Source organism: Metabacillus mesotrionivorans (genome assembly GCF_052171315.1).
Lineage (GTDB): Bacteria > Bacillota > Bacilli > Bacillales > Bacillaceae > Bacillus_P.
Genome location: NZ_JBQMFF010000010.1, coordinates 91,304 through 109,780 on the forward strand (window position 1 = coordinate 91,304; position 18,477 = coordinate 109,780).

Annotated in this window: 21 protein-coding genes; 1 reads left to right on the forward strand and 20 read right to left on the reverse strand. The window is 44.7% G+C overall.

The features are described from left to right. Positions 1-143: 143 nt before the first annotated feature. The 15 genes from recO to rpsU form a co-directional block, all read right to left on the reverse strand. The gene (gene recO / locus ACTSEZ_RS19040) at positions 144-902 is read right to left on the reverse strand and encodes a DNA repair protein RecO (RefSeq protein WP_369735900.1); all 759 of its coding nucleotides are present in this window, start codon (positions 900-902) and stop codon (positions 144-146) included. 32 nt (positions 903-934) lie between these two features. Then, on the reverse strand, positions 935-1,078 hold the full coding sequence (locus tag ACTSEZ_RS19045; RefSeq protein ID WP_369735901.1) for a YqzL family protein: 144 nt from the start codon (positions 1,076-1,078) through the stop codon (positions 935-937). A gap of 117 nt (positions 1,079-1,195) precedes the next feature. Continuing rightward, positions 1,196-2,104, reverse strand: coding sequence for a GTPase Era (era, locus tag ACTSEZ_RS19050; protein ID WP_029279593.1), 909 nt, complete (start codon positions 2,102-2,104; stop codon positions 1,196-1,198). Beyond that, positions 2,097-2,495: a cytidine deaminase gene (locus ACTSEZ_RS19055; protein WP_369735902.1), complete on the reverse strand. Its 399-nt coding sequence runs from the start codon at positions 2,493-2,495 to the stop codon at positions 2,097-2,099. Before ACTSEZ_RS19055 ends, era begins: the two co-directional genes overlap by 8 nt. A gap of 112 nt (positions 2,496-2,607) precedes the next feature. Further along, complete coding sequence (locus ACTSEZ_RS19060; RefSeq protein WP_369735903.1) at positions 2,608-2,985, reverse strand: diacylglycerol kinase family protein; 378 nt, start codon at positions 2,983-2,985, stop codon at positions 2,608-2,610. Further along, a complete protein-coding gene (gene ybeY / locus ACTSEZ_RS19065) occupies positions 2,957-3,439 on the reverse strand; it encodes an rRNA maturation RNase YbeY (RefSeq protein ID WP_369735904.1) in 483 nt (160 codons plus the stop codon). The genes ACTSEZ_RS19060 and ybeY overlap by 29 nt, the downstream gene beginning before the upstream one ends. After that, a complete protein-coding gene (locus ACTSEZ_RS19070) occupies positions 3,436-5,613 on the reverse strand; it encodes an HD family phosphohydrolase (protein ID WP_369735905.1) in 2,178 nt (725 codons plus the stop codon). The genes ybeY and ACTSEZ_RS19070 overlap by 4 nt, the downstream gene beginning before the upstream one ends. Positions 5,614-5,675: 62 nt before the next feature. Continuing rightward, complete coding sequence (locus ACTSEZ_RS19075; RefSeq protein WP_369735906.1) at positions 5,676-6,635, reverse strand: PhoH family protein; 960 nt, start codon at positions 6,633-6,635, stop codon at positions 5,676-5,678. Positions 6,636-6,638: 3 nt separating this feature from the next. Further along, a complete protein-coding gene (gene yqfD, locus ACTSEZ_RS19080) occupies positions 6,639-7,823 on the reverse strand; it encodes a sporulation protein YqfD (protein WP_369735907.1) in 1,185 nt (394 codons plus the stop codon). Positions 7,824-7,840: 17 nt separating this feature from the next. Next, the gene (gene yqfC, locus ACTSEZ_RS19085) at positions 7,841-8,128 is read right to left on the reverse strand and encodes a sporulation protein YqfC (RefSeq protein WP_029279581.1); all 288 of its coding nucleotides are present in this window, start codon (positions 8,126-8,128) and stop codon (positions 7,841-7,843) included. A gap of 60 nt (positions 8,129-8,188) precedes the next feature. Further along, positions 8,189-8,680: a YqfB family membrane protein gene (locus tag ACTSEZ_RS19090; RefSeq protein WP_369735908.1), complete on the reverse strand. Its 492-nt coding sequence runs from the start codon at positions 8,678-8,680 to the stop codon at positions 8,189-8,191. Between the two features lie 30 nt (positions 8,681-8,710). After that, entirely contained in the window at positions 8,711-9,700 is a 990-nt protein-coding gene (gene floA / locus ACTSEZ_RS19095; RefSeq protein ID WP_369735909.1) for a flotillin-like protein FloA, read from the reverse strand. 16 nt (positions 9,701-9,716) lie between these two features. Next, positions 9,717-11,015 (reverse strand): NfeD family protein, encoded by a 1,299-nt coding sequence (locus tag ACTSEZ_RS19100; RefSeq protein ID WP_442504693.1) that lies wholly within the window; start codon positions 11,013-11,015, stop codon positions 9,717-9,719. Positions 11,016-11,184: 169 nt separating this feature from the next. Beyond that, complete coding sequence (locus ACTSEZ_RS19105) at positions 11,185-11,631, reverse strand: GatB/YqeY domain-containing protein (protein ID WP_369735910.1); 447 nt, start codon at positions 11,629-11,631, stop codon at positions 11,185-11,187. Positions 11,632-11,644: 13 nt separating this feature from the next. Then, on the reverse strand, positions 11,645-11,818 hold the full coding sequence (rpsU, locus tag ACTSEZ_RS19110; protein ID WP_015595024.1) for a 30S ribosomal protein S21: 174 nt from the start codon (positions 11,816-11,818) through the stop codon (positions 11,645-11,647). 206 nt (positions 11,819-12,024) lie between these two features. Between rpsU and ACTSEZ_RS19115 the strand changes: the two genes are divergently transcribed. Further along, complete coding sequence (locus ACTSEZ_RS19115) at positions 12,025-12,972, forward strand: Na/Pi symporter (RefSeq protein ID WP_369735911.1); 948 nt, start codon at positions 12,025-12,027, stop codon at positions 12,970-12,972. Between the two features lie 32 nt (positions 12,973-13,004). Here ACTSEZ_RS19115 and deoC read toward each other — a convergent pair whose 3' ends face one another. The 5 genes from deoC to dnaJ form a co-directional block, all read right to left on the reverse strand. Continuing rightward, positions 13,005-13,676, reverse strand: a complete 672-nt coding sequence (gene deoC / locus ACTSEZ_RS19120; RefSeq protein WP_035207215.1) for a deoxyribose-phosphate aldolase — start codon at positions 13,674-13,676, stop codon at positions 13,005-13,007. Positions 13,677-13,977: 301 nt separating this feature from the next. After that, positions 13,978-15,336 (reverse strand): tRNA (N(6)-L-threonylcarbamoyladenosine(37)-C(2))-methylthiotransferase MtaB, encoded by a 1,359-nt coding sequence (gene mtaB / locus ACTSEZ_RS19125; protein ID WP_342823551.1) that lies wholly within the window; start codon positions 15,334-15,336, stop codon positions 13,978-13,980. Positions 15,337-15,341: 5 nt separating this feature from the next. Continuing rightward, the gene (locus ACTSEZ_RS19130) at positions 15,342-16,097 is read right to left on the reverse strand and encodes a 16S rRNA (uracil(1498)-N(3))-methyltransferase (protein ID WP_369735912.1); all 756 of its coding nucleotides are present in this window, start codon (positions 16,095-16,097) and stop codon (positions 15,342-15,344) included. Between the two features lie 13 nt (positions 16,098-16,110). Beyond that, positions 16,111-17,049: a 50S ribosomal protein L11 methyltransferase gene (gene prmA, locus ACTSEZ_RS19135; protein WP_369735913.1), complete on the reverse strand. Its 939-nt coding sequence runs from the start codon at positions 17,047-17,049 to the stop codon at positions 16,111-16,113. A gap of 20 nt (positions 17,050-17,069) precedes the next feature. Beyond that, the gene (gene dnaJ, locus ACTSEZ_RS19140) at positions 17,070-18,185 is read right to left on the reverse strand and encodes a molecular chaperone DnaJ (protein ID WP_369735914.1); all 1,116 of its coding nucleotides are present in this window, start codon (positions 18,183-18,185) and stop codon (positions 17,070-17,072) included. Positions 18,186-18,477 lie beyond the last annotated feature (292 nt).

Below are 18,477 nucleotides of genomic sequence, written 5' to 3' on the forward strand. Positions count from 1 at the left end.
CTTTCTTTGCCTGTTGTCACCCGGCTTCCACCGTCCCGGGCTCGCTTTCACACAACTGCAGCAAATACTCTTTTTCCTTCATAGCAGCTCCATATAATTACTAGCATCATAACCTGAATGCCTGTTCAAAGTCAATAGGCCCGTTATTCCGACAGCTTGCCCCGCAGCGCGTCCATCTGATCAAGGAACCGCTTGGATTTAAGAAAAAGGCCTGAGTACTCGCTGTAGTATGTATGGATGACCATTTTCAGCTCAGCCTTCGTTTCGGGTTTTAACGACACCTGTCCAAGCCTTTCCAGATCAAAATAATAAAACAGCCTCAGCAACTTGGCGGTTCCCTGTGAGATCTTGAGTCTGTAAGGGTCCATTTCAAAGCAGCGATGGCACAAAAAGCCGTTTTCACGAATGGAAAAATGAAACGTCCCATCCCTGCTTCCGCAGTTAACGCAAGAGTCAAGCTGAGGATAAAGACCAAGAACATTCAGCATTTTCATCTCGAAAATGTGCTGCAGAACGTCCGGGTCCACTCCTTCATTTAAAAGCTTGAGAGACTGGCTGAAAAGCTCAAAAAGAAAGGGATTAGGGTCATTTTGTTCCGTGCTTTTATCAAGCAGCTCGGCCATATAGGACGCATATGCCGTCAGAAAAATATCTTCCCTTATGCCTCTCATTGATGCAATCGTTTCTCCCTGCTGAAGACCGCCGAGACCTGTTGATTTTTGAAATAAAAAATACCCGTAAGTGAATAACTGTGTAGAAGCAGTCAGGCGGCTGTTCGGTTTTTTAGCACCTCTCGCCATAACGCCCACTTTTCCAAGCTCACGGGTATAAAGTGTCACAATCTTGTTTGTTTCACCGTAATCATTTGTCCGTATCACAATGCCTTCGCATTTTTGAAGCAATCATTCTCACCATCCAGAAGGATTCGGTCAGATCACGAAATTGGAAAGTCCGCTTCTGTCACCTCATGATCATGTAAATCGGGTCCGTCACCAGTATCTTTTTCCATTTCCTTAAAAAGAAGATAGGTATCAATATTACCTGTCTGAATGAACACTTTCCAGGTAAAATCAAGCATGTTAACCCCGCCTTTCTGTTGTTAAGAGAAGCAAGCTGTTATCCAATTCTATACCGTTATCTTGACCGAACATCCTTCGTTTCATGTTAGATAAAATTTGTTAATTTCAAGGAGCCTTTAATATTCGTCTTCTCTGAAACCGAAGTCTCTGAGCTGATTCATTTTATTGCGCCAGTCTTTCTGCACTTTCACCCAAAGCTCCAAAAATACTTTCGTGCCAAGCAGCGCTTCAATATCTGCCCTTGCCCGCTGGCCTACTTCTTTCAGCATTTTCCCCTGCTTGCCGATGACGATTCCTTTTTGTGAATCGCGTTCGACAATAACGGTTGCACTTACATAAATGGACTGATTGTTGTCGCGTCTTTCGATGGCATCAATTACCACTGCAACCGAGTGGGGAATTTCTTCGCGTGTTAAATGCAGCACTTTTTCCCTGATAAGTTCAGAAATAATGAACCGTTCAGGGTGATCTGTCACCTGATCGGCAGGGTAATACTGAGGTCCCGCTGGAAGATAGGATTCAATCTGTTCAAGAAGAGTGTCCACATTATTGCCCTGAAGAGCTGAAATCGGAATAATTTCCTTGAAGGGATAGAATGCGCGGTACTGGTCAATCAGCGGCAGAAGCTGATCCGGATGGATCTGGTCTATTTTATTAATGATCAGGAAAACTGGTGTCTTTGTATGCTGAAGTTTTTCAATGATAAATTCATCTCCGCGGCCGTAGCCTTCTTCTGCATTGATCATAAATAAGACGACATCGACTTCCTTAAGCGTATTCTGGGCTACCTTCATCATGAAATCGCCCAGCTTGTGCTTTGGTTTGTGGATTCCAGGTGTGTCTATGAACACAATCTGAGATTCGTTTGTTGTATATACGCCTTGTATTTTATTACGTGTTGTCTGCGGTTTGTCGCTCATAATCGCGATTTTCTGTCCGATCACGCGGTTTAAAAATGTTGATTTCCCGACGTTCGGTCTGCCGATAATGGAAACAAAACCTGACTTATATTCATTTTTACTCATTCAAATCCTCCGATGAAAATGCCCCGGGCAATAATTCAGCAACTGTCCATTCTTTTACGTCGCCTTTTAAATTTGTCAATATTACTTTCATGTCTTTTGGACACAATTCCGAGATGACCTGTCTGCACGCACCGCATGGGGACACAGGGCCCTCGGTATCTGCTACGATGGCAATTGCCGCAAACTCTTTGTCTCCTTCTGAAACAGCCTTAAAAAGCGCTGTCCGTTCTGCACAGTTTGTCATGCCGTATGAGGCATTTTCAATGTTGCAGCCTCTGTACACTTTTCCGTCTTTCGTTAATAGAGAAGCACCAACCTGAAATTTGGAATAAGGAACATATGCCATTTCCCGAGCTGCTATTGCTTCTTTGATGAGTTGTTCTGAGTTCAATGCTATTCTCCCTTTCTTAAGCGGCTCTGTGTACTTCTATTTTACCTCTGCCGGAATGAAATTTCACCTGATTGCCGCAAATGTAATTTAATTGTAAGAATTTTCTCATAACTTAAAGGATCTTTGGAAAGAAAATGAGTAACCCTATCATAACCGCAAGAATGGCATAAATCAAAACAGCGCCGGCTGCTGCATCTTTGGCTGCCTTTGCAAGCGGGTGATAGTCGGCGGTTACAAGGTCAACAACACGCTCTACCGCCGTATTCATGAGCTCAAGCGAGAGCATTCCTCCCATCAGGAAAAGAACGATGATCCATTCGACTGCAGACAGGTGAAAGTACAGCCCGGCCCCTGTCACGATCAGACAAACAGCTGCATGAATCTGAAAGTTCCGCTCATGAATCAGGGTCATCTTTATCCCCTGCCATGCATGATAAAAACTTTTTAAAAACCGTTCACGCTCAGACTTCTCTTTTAAGTCCATACGCATCGAGAATATCCTTTTGTTTGCCGAACATCTTTTTTTCATCATCTTCTGTCATGTGGTCATATCCGAGCAAATGAAGAAGTCCGTGAACAGCCAGAAATCCGAGCTCTCTCGTAAAAGAATGGCCGTATTCTTCCGCCTGTTCCTTTGCACGGGGCACAGAAATGATGATATCCCCGAGGATGCGCGGCATATCTTCCCCGCCGACGATTGAAACCTCGCCTTCACCCATCTCTTCCATCGCAAAAGAAATGACGTCCGTTACTTGATTTTTGTTCCGGTACTCTCTGTTTACTTCCTGAATTCTCTGATTGTCTACGAACGTAACAGAAAGCTCTGCATCCTGAGGCACGTTCTCTGTTTGAGCCGCGTGCTGCAGCAGATTTTCGACCATTGAAAGCTGGTCCTGTGCGAGCTGATCTGTTTCATCCTCCATATCGATTATGATTCTGTTCATGCCTGTTTCACCTTCTGTTTTGTAATTTCCGGATATTCAATTCTTGAATGGAATATTCCCTTTAATGTTTCGCTGAATGATTTCGCAATGATGTCCAGTTCCCTCAGTGTCAGATCACACTCGTTCAGCTGATGGTCCTGAAGCCTGTCCGCAATAATCCCGCGTATCAGCTTCTCAATTTTATCCGGTGTCGGACTCGACATGGATCTTACCGCAGCCTCTACACTGTCTGCAATCGAAATAATCGCGATTTCTTTTGTCTGCGGCTTCGGTCCGGGATATCTGAACTCTTCTTCGTATATATCAGGGTGGTTCTGCTTAGCTTTATGATAGAAAAACTTCAGCAGGGTTGTCCCGTGATGCTGTTCTGCAATATCCACAAACTCTTTGGGCATTTTGTGTTTTCTTAGCATTTCCGCACCGTCTGAAGCATGTGCGATAATCACATTTTTGCTTAGCTGAGGAGACAGCTTATCATGCGGATTCTCAATATTCATCTGGTTCTCAATAAAGTACTGAGGCCGTTTTGTTTTTCCAATATCATGGTAATAGGCTCCCACGCGGGCAAGCAGTCCATTCGCGCCGATTGCCTCGCACGCTGCTTCTGAAAGATTTGCGACCATGACACTGTGATGATATGTCCCAGGTGTTTCAGTCAGAATTTTTCTGAGCAGAGGGTGATTTGGGTTCGACAGCTCTATCAGTTTCATCGTGGAGAGAATGCCGAATCCCGTTTCAAAAAACGGCATGAATCCAATTGTCAGCACAGACGATATGAGTCCGGAAGCAAGAGCCATTATGAAATAAGAGCCAAGCTCAATATTCGAGTAGCTTCCGTTTTGTATCAGGGTGATGGCTGTGATGATCATGATGTTGATCAGCGACACAAACAATCCCGTCTGCAAAATTCTTGACCTGACGTTCTGGTCGTTCAAAAAGAGGACGCCTGCTATACTGCCGAACAGGAAGTATATGCCGATCGTGAAATTGAATGTCCCCGTTACGCCTTCATTAAAGATAATGCTGCCGCACACAGCAAATATAATACTTGTCAAAATGGCCAGTCTTTCATGGAGAAGCAGCTTGATCAGCATGGCTCCCATAGCGACAGGAACGAGATACCCTACGTTATTATAATTGATTTCCTGAAAGAAGCTGATAATTTTAATCATCAGAATTGTAATGCTGAATATCAGGACATACAGAATGAGAGAATGATTTTTTCTGTGCGGCTGCCTGTCAGGTGCCTCAAAGTAATAAATGAGCGCCGCAAGGATCAGCAGGATCATCAGAAGCAGCCCCGCAAACGGCTTCAAAGCAAGCTTATTGTCAAGCAGACCGACAAGATCAAGCTTGCGGTAGATATCCCTGCTGATGTAACCGCCTTCTTCAACAAGAATCTGCCCCTGTTTAATCTGCACTTCATTTACATCATCGTATGCCTGCTGCTTTTTCTCTTCTGTCGCATCAAGATCAAAGACATAGTTCGCAATAACGGCATATCTTCCGAGCTCAATCGCTGCTTTCAGTAAGTCCGCCCTTAAATTTGAGGATGTAAGGTCCTCTTCAACCAGATCCTTTGCCTCATCCTGCTTCTGCAGGGGAATTTCCTCGCTCATCACCCGGTTGACTGCCGTGACCGCTGCATCCTTGGCTATATTCAGCTCATTATCGGAGGATTCAAGAAGGGCAGTGAATGTATCATCTGAAATTTTTTCTCTGATATCTTCTGTAAGCTTGTCCTTCAGCCGAATGAGCTTTTCGTCAATTGATATTGTGTATGCCTCTTCGCCTTCAGTCACACTTTCATTTTGCAGCTTTATTTCAGCTGCCGTCTCTTTGTTTGTTTCTTTTACAAAGTCAAAGATCGATGTTATGACTTCTACGCGGTTTACGACATAGTCTTTTCTCAAGACATATTCATCTTGAACGGCATCGTACGCTTCCTGCCGTTTGCTTTCTGTTTCAAACGTATCTTCCGCCTGAGTCGGAGCTATGATTGTCTGATCAGAGTAAGTAAAAAGTTCAACATCAACCGTTTCCGGCTTTACATTGCTGTAAAGTGAGACAAAAATGACAGCAGCAAGCAAAAAATACATGGAAATATGTATAAACTTATAATGCTTTAACGTTTCAATGAGCTGACTGAGCTTTGCACTTCGCTTTGTTTTCATAACATCACCCCCGCTCCCCTTTGCATTCCTGAAAAAAGTGACCCGAAAACGGGCCGCCCGGGTCACTTTGTCTTGTCATATGCTTCAATGATTTTCGCTACAAGCGGATGGCGCACGACGTCTGACTGCTGCAGTTCATTAAACGCTATACCGCTTACAGAACTGAGTGTATCCCTTGCTGCAGCAAGACCCGACTGTACGCCTCTCGGCAGGTCAACCTGTGTAATATCACCGGTAATGACCATTTTCGAACCAAATCCGAGTCTTGTTAAAAACATTTTCATCTGTGCAGGTGTTGTATTCTGGGCTTCATCCAAAATAACAAACGCATCATCGAGCGTTCTTCCTCTCATATAGGCAAGAGGCGCAATTTCGATGGTGCCTCTCTCAATCAGCCGCTGCGTATGTTCCGTTCCGAGAACATCGTGAAGCGCATCATAGAGCGGGCGCAAATATGGATCGACTTTTTCTTTGAGGTCTCCAGGCAGGAAGCCGAGACTTTCTCCTGCTTCAACAGCAGGCCGCGTGAGAATGATCCTTTTTACTTGATTATTCTTAAGCGCACTGACCGCCATTACAACGGCGAGATACGTTTTGCCTGTTCCTGCAGGGCCGATGCCGAATATCAGATCCTTATTGCGGATAGAAGACACATAATGTCTTTGACCGAGAGTTTTGACTCTGATGGATTTTCCCTGCGCATTTTTGCTTACTTCCTCAACATACAGGGCTTCAAATTCGTCAAGCTTTTGTTTTTTTGCCATTTCAATGCCATAGATGACGTCGCGTTCGCTGATGGCTATTCCTCTTTTAAGGAGAACCTGAAGCGACGCAAGCACATCACCTGCTATATTTGCATTCTCTTCTTCTCCATTTACATAGACAGCTTCGCCTCTTGATACGATTGTCACGGAAAGCTCATCTTCCATCCTTTTCAGGTGTACATCATTGTTTCCAAAAAGAGAGGCTGCTTCGTTTGGATTTTCCACTTGCAGATTTATCGTAATGAGTTCTTCTGGCATGATTTAGTCTCCCTGAACAATTGGTGTTGTTTTTACGATATTTTCTATAACTTGGTAGAGCACTGTTAGTTTTACTTTACCATTCTCGTTCGTCTGGTGCAAAACTTTTTGACCCTTTACCTCTGCATCTTCTCCTAATTGTCCAAGGATCTCTTTTTTGCCCTGATCTATCGCAGCAGCACGTGCTTCCTGCTCAGTATATTTTTTTTCAAAAACTTCTTTTTCACGGTAGATTTTTTGGCCGAATCCGAGCGGCAGAGTCCATTTCAAAAACCTTAGCGGCCTTATATCATTTTCCTCTTCATATTTTGCGAACAGCTCCTGATTAAATCCCCAAATCTGGAGATCAGCCGAACCAACTGAAAGGTACGTTTTTCTTACTTCGCTGCCGGAAAAAAGCTGAAATGTCTGTTTTGACGGGACCGTAATTTCAGATTTGTACCAGGTTTCACCCAGAATTTCCGCTTTAGCCGCAACAAGCTGCTTCTTTTTTTCCCCGCCGATTAATCCGGATACGAGCAGCTGCCCTTTTTCAACATGATCATGAATGGTCACGGAAGGCTGTCCTTTTTCAACATACATCTTTGTAATGACCGCTTTCTTTTTCGCTACAATATGCTGAGGTCCTGCTTCTGCTGTTTTTTCAGGTTCATTCTTTTCGACCACCTCAAAATGAAAATGCGTTCCCCTGAGTTCAACACCCACCCATGTCAATTCACTGATGTTGTCTGTCAGCTTTTTCTGGATGGAATCCGGATCAAGCATCATGAACTGTAGCCTTCCTGTTTTCACCCCCATTGCATCCAGCTCTTTCATGATTTTATGCTCCGTGCTCGGCTTTGCGCCTTTCACATCAATTCCCCAAATCATATTGGAGAGGAGCAGGATGACAGCAAAGAACAGGGTGAATCCGATAACAAAGCCACTGTTTTTCAATGATTTCTGGATTAGAAACGGAAGTCCCGACACCTTTTGCAGCGAACATTTGCACTCGCTTTTTCTTGCCGCCCGCCTCAAGGCATGTACATCTTTCAGGCGAATAAAAAAAGAGAGTCCATTCTCTTCTTTTCTCACATTCCAGACAGGGATTCCCTGTCTGATGCAGTCATTCACAAACCGTTCCGTTCCTCTTCCCGCTGCTGTTACTTTTATCACGCCGTAAAAGAAATGCATCCACTGATTTTTCATCGTCATCCCCCGATTTTTTATGATTGTTCCAAGTAATTGACCTGATCAATTTTCCCCTGCAGAAGAATCTCTTCAGGCAGAATCGTTTTAATGACAAAAGCTTCTCCCTTTATTTGAAGCTGCCCCTGTTTTAACAGAAGCCTCAGTTCATTGTCTGTAAATGTAAGCAGCCCTCTGTGATTTTCTATATAAATATGTATTTGGCCGATCATCGTGATGCGGGGAAGATCCATCATGACATCCTGGGGTATTTCAATTGTTCGCGTGATCCATTTAGCAACGTTCTGCCGCCATTTTTTCGCCATAAAAAAGAACCCCCTCTCATCTCATATGTATGAGTTTAAAGGGGGTTCTAACACATTTTTTTAAAGTTGCCGCCTTGCTGCCCTGTGCGGCTTTTTAGATCGCGGCGGTCCGATGATCTCGCTCCAGATAATTCCCCGGACAATATCATCTCTTGCAGCTGCAGGTGTTTTCTTAGGAGCAGCAGGAGCCTTCTGAGCTGTCTGCTGCATAAACTGATCTGCCTGCTCCTTTATTTCCGTCACATTCCTTGAAGCCGCACCGCCGTCTGCATTCGGCAGGGTGCTTTTAGCAGACTTATATCTTGCTTCAATTGTTTTAGCCGTTTCTTTCATTCGTTCCTTTGCTTCTTCAAACGATTCCCTGCCCGGTTTTTCAGCCTCCGCTTTATGCGTGGCGGCAGACTGATTTGGTACAGATGCAGGTTTTCTTTTTCGATCACGCTGCGCTTCTGCTTTTTTATCTCTCGCTTTTTTTCCGAACAGGGAGGAAATGGCAAAGATAAGACCTGCTATCACAAGCGGGTTGTTTAAAAGAAAATCGATCCATTCCATCCATCAGCACCTCCTGATTTGGGCTGATTCCTACTCTTCATGATCAGGCTGATCTTTCGAAAGCTTTCCAATTGAATCTCTCATGCCTGTATCGGCATGGATATTTTCAAAATTCATATAGTCCATTACGCCGATTTTTCCATTTCGAAGTGCTTCTGCCATAGCAAGCGGGACTGTAGCTTCTGCCTCCACAACCTTCGCTCTCATTTCCTGCGTTTTAGCATTCATTTCCTGTTCAAGAGCGACCGCCATCGCACGGCGTTCTTCTGCTTTTGCCTGGGCAATTTTCTTATCTGCTTCAGCCTGGTCAGTCTGCAGAATCGCCCCGATGTTTTTGCCGATATCAACATCCGCGATATCGATCGACAGAATTTCAAAAGCAGTCCCGGAATCAAGTCCTTTGTTTAATACGGTCTGAGAAATCATGTCCGGGTTTTCGAGAACTTTTTTATGGTTGTCAGATGAACCGATCGTACTTACTATTCCTTCTCCTACCCTTGCGATAATGGTGTCTTCGCCGGCACCGCCGACAAGTCTTTCAATGTTTGCGCGGACTGTGATGCGCGCTTTTGCTTTTACTTCGATTCCGTCCATGGCAACCCCTGCAATAAACGGCGTTTCAATCACTTTTGGATTAACACTCATCTGAACGGCTTCAAGAACATCGCGTCCGGCCAGGTCAATGGCTGCACAGCGCTCAAATGTCAGTTCGATGTTGGCGCGCTCAGCTGCAATCAAAGCATTAACAACCCGGTCTACGTTCCCTCCGGCAAGATAATGGCTTTCAAGCTGATTGATGGTTACTCCAAGTCCAGCCTTATGCGCTTTAATGAGCGGATTAATGATTCTGTTCGGACTTACTCGGCGAAGCCTCATCCCAATCAGGGTGAAAATACTGATTCTTACCCCTGCAGCAAGTGCTGAAATCCACAGTGTAATCGGCACAAAGGTAAATAAAACACCAAGTACAATGACACCAATAACAATTAAGCCTAACGTAAGCAGCAATGATGGATCCATGTTGTTCCTCCTTCAATTAAATGATTTCTCTTACGACGACCCGTGAGCCCTCTACTTTAATAACCTTTACTTTCTGATCTTTTGCAATAAACGTTCCTTCCGTTACCACATCAATGCGCTCATCATCAATCAGAGCTGTGCCCGAAGGCCTCATTGAAGTTAAAGCCACACCCGTTTTGCCGATCAGCTCGAGCCTGCTGCGGCTCGAAACATATCCGCTTTCCGTATTGGTTGAATCACGCAAAATGATTTTTTTAAAGATATTCATACGTTTTCCAAACACCTTTACAAATATGATGGCTGCCGATACGGCAACTAAAAGCGCAATCCCAAGCGAAAAGGCCATATACCCTATGTCATCTGTTGCGATGAAGAAACTGAGCAGGATCGCTCCAAATCCAATAAATCCTATAATGCCTCCCGGGACGAAAAACTCAGCTGCCACAAGAATGATTCCGGCAGCGAAAAGAATGATGGTCTCAAGCCCTGCAAGCCCCGCAATATAGTGACCGTAGAAGAACAGGAAAAGAGAAGACAGCCCCATAATCCCCGGCAGTCCGAAACCTGGACTGTAAAGCTCAACAATCAGCCCGAGGCTTCCAATAGAGAGCAAAATAGGGATGACAATCGGGTTTGTGACAAACCGCGCAACCTTCTCAGCAAAGCTTACTTCAATATCAATCACTTCAGCCGAGGCAAGATTCAGCTTTTGGAGCAAACTGTCCAGATTTTCAGCTGTTCCCTCGGAATAACCGACCTCAAGCGCCTGTTCCGAATTCAGTGTTAGAAGATCACCTTTTCCGGCTCCGTATTCAGGCACATCCACATCAGGATCTGCCATGGCAAGGGCATATTTGGCATTACGGTTATTTTGCTCAGCTGATTCCTTCATTTCCGCTAGCCAGAGCGATTCTGCCTTTTTATCTGCTGTATTGCCTTCCAGATCAATGATAGCGGCAGATCCCATTTTCGCACCCGGAACCATATAAATCTGATCTGCATTCAGGGCAATATACGCTCCGGCAGACAGCGCCCTGCGGTCAATAAAAGCGGTTACAGGGATTTTCGATCCTCTGATTGTATCCGCAATTTCAAGAGCGGCATCAACCGCTCCCCCTGGAGTATTGATGTCTAAAATAATATGGTCTGCATTTTCTGCAGCGGCTTCCTTAAACGACCTCTTGATAAACTGCGACAATCCTTTTTCAACCGTCTCTTCAATGGGGATAACCGCAACTTTATCTGCTGAATTGTCAGCTGCGGGCATATAAGCACTTCCGAAAAGCGAAAGGAAAAGAACAACGCCGAAAAAGATGTGAAAAAGACGGTTATGATGACTCCTCAAAGTTCAGCTGGCCCCCTTCCATTTACAGTCTATCTGTTATACGTTTCTACTTAAGTATAGGTTTCAATTTTTATAAAAATTCTCCGGAAAGACCCAATAAAAAACACTCTGTTCAAATGAACAGAGTGTTTTCCGGTTTTTATGATAGCTGTCCAGCTACAGTTTTATTGACAAGCGCACCGTCAGCCTTACCTTTAACCTTAGGCATGATGGCGGCCATAACTTTCCCCATGTCCGCTTTTGACACAGCATTCACTTCGGCAATCGTTTCCTGAACGATGACCGTAAGCTCTTCTTCTGTCAGCTGCTTAGGCATGTATACAGTTAAAATATCAAGTTCAGCCTGTGTCTTTTCAACTAAATCTAAGCGATCAGCTTTACTGAATTCCTGGAGGGAGTCTTTACGTTGCTTTAATTCGCGAGAAAACACAGTCAGTTCCTCTTCAGCAGACAACTCCTGTTTACCCAGTTTGATGGCTTCATTCTGTAATGAGGCTTTCACCATACGGATAACAGCCAGTTTGTCCTTCTCTTTGTTCTTCATCGCTTGTTTCATATCTTGATTCAAACGCTCAAGAAGACTCATAAATCCACCCTCTTTAGAATTTGCGTTTTCTAGCAGCTTCAGACTTTTTCTTACGTTTTACGCTAGGTTTTTCATAGAATTCGCGCTTTCTTGCTTCTTGTATAGTACCGCTTTTTGATACTGTACGTTTGAAGCGACGAAGAGCGTCCTCAAGCGACTCGTTTTTACGAACGACCGTTTTTGACATTCTTATTCCCTCCCTCCGAATACAACCAATCGACATCATCTGTTTAATAAACATGTTTAAAGAAAACATGTACTTTGCCATTATAATATAACGTGCCTCAGAGGTCAACTTATATAAATAAACTTCTAAAGAACAATCGTTTGTCCCTGGTGTTTCTGTCATGTTTCTGCGCGCTTGTCCATATAGTGGTAAGAAGAGGTGAGCACATGGCGGCTGCAGGGTTCTTTTTGTTATATTTACTTTTCTTTCTGACAGGTATGCATATACTTAAAAACGGTCTTTCCATCTTATCAGGGAGCACTATGAGAAACTGGGTGTTTGCCTGTATCGATCACCCGTTCAAAGCGTTTCTTGCAGGCATTGTTTTTACCGGCATTCTGCAGAGCAGCTCAGCGGTTATGGTCATTGTGATCGGGCTGGTTTCCGCGGGTGTCATTACTTTCAGACAAACAATCGGCATCATACTGGGGACAAATATTGGATCCACTTTTACGACTCAGCTCATCACTCTTGACCTTGGATCGCTGATTATACCCATGATAGGCGGGGGATTTCTTTTCTTTTTAGCGGGTGCGATGATGAAAAGGCAGTCCCTTGTAAGGATCAGCGGCATCTTATCAGGACTTGGCCTGCTGTTTTTATCCATGTCGGGGTTCGGCAAGCTTGCAGAACCGCTGTCGCATCTTGAGACAGTAAGTGAGCTGCTGATGTATTCGAACACCCATGCATTTGCAGGAGTGCTCGGCGGCACGGTGCTGACTGCCATCATTCACTCAAGTGCTGCAGCCGCAGGCATTATTATGAGCTTTATGAATGCCGACCTTTTGACTCTAAGCGCCGGCATAGCCTACATTCTCGGAGCCAATATCGGCACGTGCATCACCGGTCTGATGGCATCTGCCGGAGCGGGGCATGAAGCCAAACTGACCGCCTATGCCCATGTATGGCTCAATGTACTTGGGGTCGCAGCCTTTTACCCTTTCATCGCTTTGTGCAGCGGGATTGCAGAGCATTTTGCAGCCGAGCCTGATTTGCAGCTGGCCCATTTCAGTCTCGTGTTCAATGTAGTAAGTTCGATTGCCGTACTTCCTTTTGCTGAACCCTTCGGAAGATTTGTGGAGTCTTCCGCCAGGTTTTTTAATAGAAAGCATTAAAAAAAGCTGCCGGTGGCAGCTTTTTTCCGCAATTAATAATCTGAAGTTGAAGTTTCACCATTTACAATAGCAATTCCCGCACTTGCACCGATGCGTGTAGCGCCGGCTTCAACCATTGCCATTGCGCCTGCACGGTCACGGACTCCGCCTGAAGCTTTTACGCCGATATCAGGCCCTACTGTTTTGCGCATAAGAGCGATGTCTTCTACCGTTGCTCCGCCAGTTGAGAAGCCAGTAGATGTTTTAACAAAGTCAGCTCCTGCTTTCACAGAAAGCTCACATGCTCTGACTTTTTCTTCGTCAGTCAGAAGGCATGATTCAATGATTACCTTCGTAAGCGCTTTTCCTTTAGCTGCATCGACAACTGCGCGGATGTCTCGCTCAACAAGCTCATCGTTTTTGTCTTTCAGGGCACCGATGTTGATGACCATGTCTACTTCAGTTGCACCTTTTGCAATCGCATCGCCTGTTTCAAATGCTTTCGTTTCAGGAGTAGATGCTCCCAGCGGAAAACCGATTACTGTGCAAACTTTTACTTCTGTGCCTTTTAGAAGGGCTGCTGCTGTTTCAACCCAAGTCGGGTTTACACAGACAGATGCAAATTTATATTCTTTCGCTTCTGCGCATAATGTTTCGATTTGTGATTTAGATGTTTCAGGCTTTAAAGCCGTATGGTCGATCATACTGCCAATGTTTACTGACATATGTACTACCCCTTTTCCATTATTATAGTCGTCTGACCTCTTACATCTTATCATTTTTTTTATTGAAATACGAGTACAAGTTTAATTTACACCGGGAAAATAATTATAAACCTGCTTTCGGTAATTCTTTTAGTTAGAATGAAAACCCGTTCCCTTTCGCTCCACTGGAGTGAGGAATAGCGCCATATATGTTAGTCTGGTGCTTAAATAACTTAATTAAAACTTTACTTTGTAAAAGCATTCCAGAAAGTAAAAATCCGAACTGTTTATCTCCAGTCCGGATTTTCCTCTAACAAAGTCTCTATGAAATCTGGCGGACCGCTTCAGCTGTGGTGTCTTCGTCCATGACACGGACAAATTGTCCTTCTGAGTACGGATAGCCTGCTTTTGTAATTTTCACTTTTACTATTTTTCCAACCATTTCTTCAGAAGCCGGGAATACGACTTTCAGATAATTGTCAGTATATCCTACATAAAGGCCGCTCTCAGGAGATTCTTTGTACTCTTCCTCAGGAATGACCTCAAGCACCTCGCCTTCGTAATCTGAAGCATATTCTTTTGCAAGCTGGTCAGACAGCGCAATAAGCTGATGAACGCGTTCGTTTTTAATTTCTTCGTCCACCTGATCTTCCATTCTTGCAGCAGGTGTTCCGGTACGTTTCGAGTACGGGAATACGTGAAGCTCGGAAAATTTGTGCTCTTTAATAAAGTTGTAGGTTTCCATGAATTCTTCTTCTGTTTCCCCAGGGAAACCAACAATAACGTCAGATGTAACCGCAAGGCCCGGCAGCGCTTGTTTCAGGCGCGTCAGACGCTCTGCGAAAAATTCCATTGTGTACTTTCGTCTCATTCTTTTCAGCACTGTGTTTGAAGCGGATTGAATAGGAATGTGCAAATGACGGACAATTTTGTCCGACTGATCCAATACTTCAATCACTTCGTCTGTAATTTGGCTTGCTTCAATAGATGAAATCCGGATGCGTTTCAGTCCTTTTACCCGTGCATCAAGATCACGGAGAAGCATCGCGAAGTTGTAATCTTTCATATCTTCGCCGTATCCGCCTGTGTGAATGCCGGTCAGAACAATTTCTTTGTATCCTGCATCAACAAGCTGCTGAGCCTGATTGATGACTTCCTCCGGGTCACGTGAACGCATAAGTCCGCGTGCCCATGGAATAATGCAGAATGTGCAGAAGTTATTGCAGCCTTCCTGGATCTTAAGGGAAGCACGCGTGCGGTCTGTGAAGGCCGGAACGTCCAGTTCTTCATAGACGCGCGCCTTCATGATGTTGCTGACACCGTTGATTGGCTGTCTTTCTTTTTTGAACTGCTCGATATAATCAAGCATTTTAATGCGGTCGGATGTTCCAACTACAATATCGACTCCCGGAATTGCCATAATTTCAGCAGGAGAAGTTTGTGCATAACAGCCGGTTACACAGATGACGCCGTCCGGATTTTTTCTGATGGCGCGGCGGATGACCTGCCGGCTTTTTTTATCGCCCGTATTTGTAACGGTGCATGTATTAATAACATATACGTCTGCTTTGCTTTCAAAATCAGACCGCTCATAGCCTGATTCTTTGAACAGCTGCCAGATCGCTTCTGTTTCGTAATGATTTACTTTACAGCCAAGTGTATGAAAAGCTACTGTTGGCATGGGATTCACCTCGATAATTCAAAATGATAGGAAACAGCAGACAAAAGGTATAGAGGAGCCGTTTCCGTCCTTAAAATTCTTGGCCCAAGTCCGCAAAGGTTAAATCCTGCGGCTGCCAGCTGCTCTGTTTCTTCTTTCGTCAGGCCGCCTTCAGGTCCGAACACAGCAAGAACCGACTGCCCCGGACTGCAAGACTGCAGCACCTTCGCAAGGTTCGACATCTCGCCTGTTTTGGCTGATTCCTCGTAAGCGGCCATTTTATAATCATAAGACTCTGAAAGTCTTAAAAGTTCTTTAAAACTTTGAGGCTCAGAAACATCGGGAATCACATTTCTGTACGATTGCTCTGAAGCTTCTTTCACGATTTTTCTCCAGCGGTCCGCTTTCTTGCCTGCTTTTTTTGCATCAAGTTTAACAACGGAACGGGCAGCATTAAAAGGGATAAACGAAGAAGCACCAAGCTCAGTGCCTTTTTGAAAAATCCACTCGAGCTTATCCCCTTTAGGCAGCCCGCTCGCAATCGTGACCTTCACAGGCAGTTCATTGTCCGCATCCTGCCATTCCCGAACAGAACATACAACCGCATCCTCGTGGAGCTCTGCGATTTCACACAGCGCAGAAAACCCGTCTGCTGTACAGCATACAATTTCATTGCCTGGCTTCATACGCATAACACGGGAGATGTGATGAACATCGTCTCCCGTGATTGTTATTCTGGATGGACTGTTTTCTTTTTTTTCCTCAATAAAATAACGCTGCACAGATGAGCACCTCTTATTTTTTTCTGGCGATAAAGGCCACCCAGTCTTCCATGACCACTGTTTCCTCAATCTCAAACCCGGCTTCAATCAGACCGTTCCTGACTTCTGCCTTTTTATTAAGAATAATGCCTGAAGTAATGAATAATCCGCCCTGCTTCAGGATATGATTTGCGTCATCTGCAAATCGCAGAATGACTTCAGCCAAAATATTCGCAACAACTACATCAACCGGTCCTTCGACACCGTTCAGAAGGTTGTTCTGTGTAACCGTGACTGTCTGATGGACTTTGTTGAGCTTCGTATTGAGCCGCGCCGCATCAACTGCAACCGGATCAAGATCCATTGCCTGTACATGTTTTGCCCCAAGCATTGCTGATGCAATGCTTAGAACGCCTGAACCGGTACCTACATCGACAACCGTGTCATTTTCTTTAACAGAGCGTTCAAGCGCCTGAATGCATAAAACGGTCGTCGGATGCGTTCCTGTACCGAACGCCATTCCGGGATCAAGCTCGATAATGAGTTCATCCGAATGGACAGGAGTATAGGTTTCCCATGTTGGAACAATGGTGAACCGCTCTGAAATTTTCACAGGGTGGTAGTACTTTTTCCAGGCTGTAGCCCATTCTTCCTCATTCACTTCACTGATTGATATATCATTCTTCCCTAAATCAATGTCATGAATAAGCAGATTGTTCACAGCTTCTTTAATTTCTTCCACCGTTTCCCCGAGAAAACTGTTTACTGGAAGATATGCTTTAATAATAACACCTTCATCAGGATAATCATCAGAATTGAGGTGGTAGATTTCTCCATACACACTTTCGCGCTCTTTTAACAGATCCATCTGATCTTCAATTACGACTCCGCTAGCTCCCGCCTCATGCAGGATATTGGAAATCGGCTCAACCGCTTCCTGTGTTGTATGAATACTTAACTCAGACCATTTCATTCTACCAGCTCCACTTCTGTTTATTCACCCTTGAAAGCACGTTTCACTTTATCAAAAAAACTTTCTTCATGCTCATCCGGTCTGCCGCCGCTCATTTCAGCAAATTCGCGCAGCAGTTCTTTTTGTTTTTCATTAATATTAGTAGGTGTAAGCACCCGGATAACAATGTGCTGATCGCCCTGGCCATAGCCACGCACATTCGCGACACCTTTGCCCTTCATGCGGAATTTGGTGCCGGTTTGTGTACCGGCAGGCACTTTCAGCTTCACTTTGCCGTGCAGAGTCGGAACTTCAATTTCATCTCCAAGAGCAGCCTGTGCAAATGTCAGAGGCATTTCGCAGTAGATGTCATCACCGTTTCGTTCAAAGAATTCATGAGGCCTTACATTAAAGACAACATACAGGTCTCCTGAAGGACCGCCGTTTACGCCTGGCTCACCCTGTCCGGATACTCTCAGCTGCTGGCCGTCATCAACACCGGCAGGAATCTTAACCGAGATTTTCTTGCGCTTTTGCACTTTTCCGGCTCCGCCGCATGTTGAACATTTGTGCTTGATTTGTTTGCCTGTCCCGCTGCAGTAATGACATACTCTGCGGTTGACAATTCTTCCAAACGGCGTGTTCTGTTCAACGTTCAGCTGGCCTGAACCGCTGCAGTGTGAACAGGTTTCAGGTTTTGTTCCGGGCTTGGCTCCGGATCCGTCACACGTATCACATGTTTCTTCGCGAGGAATTTCAATCGTTGTTTCTTTGCCGAATACAGCTTCTTCAAAAGCAATCGTCATTGTATACTGCAGGTCTGCACCCTGTCTCGGCGCGTTAGGGTCGCGTCTTCTGCCGCCTCCGAAAATAGAGCTGAAGATATCGTCAAAACCGCCGAATCCCCCGCCAAAGTCAGAACCGCCAAAGCCCTGATTTGGATCAGCATGGCCGAATTGATCATATTGAGCCCGTTTTTGGTCGTCAGAAAGGACTTCGTATGCTTCTGTAATTTCTTTGAATTTATCTGAAGCGTCTGCTTCTTTATTAATATCAGGATGATATTTTTTGGACAGCTTGCGGTACGCTTTTTTCATTTCATCCTTAGACGCGCTCTTACTTACTCCAAGCACTTCATAGTAATCACGCTTGCTCATAATTGCTCACTCCCGAATTCTCACATAAAGTAAATTGTATCACTCGATTTGGCATGATTGCAAGATAATGTTTGTGGGGGTCATTCTGTACCTATACATTATTCTTGGCAGCTGAAAGTGTCTTTGTATTTTGTCAGTTTCAGCATAAATTGATCACTCTGCAGTCATACCCGCTCCCTTTCGCTCCAGTCACTTGCTTTCCGCGGGGAGTGCCTGGAGCCTCCTGATATGAACGAAACTGTCAAGGTTCCTCCCGCACACCGTTTTTTGAACGTCTTTAATAAGAGAAGCG

Bases quoted from the DNA above. Each gene is read 5' to 3' on its own strand.
- ACTSEZ_RS19045 (WP_369735901.1), bottom strand. From the start codon at position 1,078: ATGCTTGATTTTACCTGGAAAGTGTTCATTCAGACAGGTAATATTGAT.
- era (WP_029279593.1), bottom strand. From the start codon at position 2,104: ATGAGTAAAAATGAATATAAGTCAGGTTTTGTTTCCATTATCGGCAGA.
- ACTSEZ_RS19060 (WP_369735903.1), bottom strand. From the start codon at position 2,985: ATGCGTATGGACTTAAAAGAGAAGTCTGAGCGTGAACGGTTTTTAAAA.
- ybeY (WP_369735904.1), bottom strand. From the start codon at position 3,439: ATGAACAGAATCATAATCGATATGGAGGATGAAACAGATCAGCTCGCA.
- ACTSEZ_RS19070 (WP_369735905.1), bottom strand. From the start codon at position 5,613: ATGAAAACAAAGCGAAGTGCAAAGCTCAGTCAGCTCATTGAAACGTTA.
- ACTSEZ_RS19075 (WP_369735906.1), bottom strand. From the start codon at position 6,635: ATGCCAGAAGAACTCATTACGATAAATCTGCAAGTGGAAAATCCAAAC.
- yqfD (WP_369735907.1), bottom strand. From the start codon at position 7,823: ATGAAAAATCAGTGGATGCATTTCTTTTACGGCGTGATAAAAGTAACA.
- yqfC (WP_029279581.1), bottom strand. From the start codon at position 8,128: ATGGCGAAAAAATGGCGGCAGAACGTTGCTAAATGGATCACGCGAACA.
- ACTSEZ_RS19090 (WP_369735908.1), bottom strand. From the start codon at position 8,680: ATGGAATGGATCGATTTTCTTTTAAACAACCCGCTTGTGATAGCAGGT.
- floA (WP_369735909.1), bottom strand. From the start codon at position 9,700: ATGGATCCATCATTGCTGCTTACGTTAGGCTTAATTGTTATTGGTGTC.
- ACTSEZ_RS19105 (WP_369735910.1), bottom strand. From the start codon at position 11,631: ATGAGTCTTCTTGAGCGTTTGAATCAAGATATGAAACAAGCGATGAAG.
- rpsU (WP_015595024.1), bottom strand. From the start codon at position 11,818: ATGTCAAAAACGGTCGTTCGTAAAAACGAGTCGCTTGAGGACGCTCTT.
- ACTSEZ_RS19115 (WP_369735911.1), top strand. From the start codon at position 12,025: ATGGCGGCTGCAGGGTTCTTTTTGTTATATTTACTTTTCTTTCTGACA.
- deoC (WP_035207215.1), bottom strand. From the start codon at position 13,676: ATGTCAGTAAACATTGGCAGTATGATCGACCATACGGCTTTAAAGCCT.
- mtaB (WP_342823551.1), bottom strand. From the start codon at position 15,336: ATGCCAACAGTAGCTTTTCATACACTTGGCTGTAAAGTAAATCATTAC.
- prmA (WP_369735913.1), bottom strand. From the start codon at position 17,049: ATGAAATGGTCTGAGTTAAGTATTCATACAACACAGGAAGCGGTTGAG.
- dnaJ (WP_369735914.1), bottom strand. From the start codon at position 18,185: ATGAGCAAGCGTGATTACTATGAAGTGCTTGGAGTAAGTAAGAGCGCG.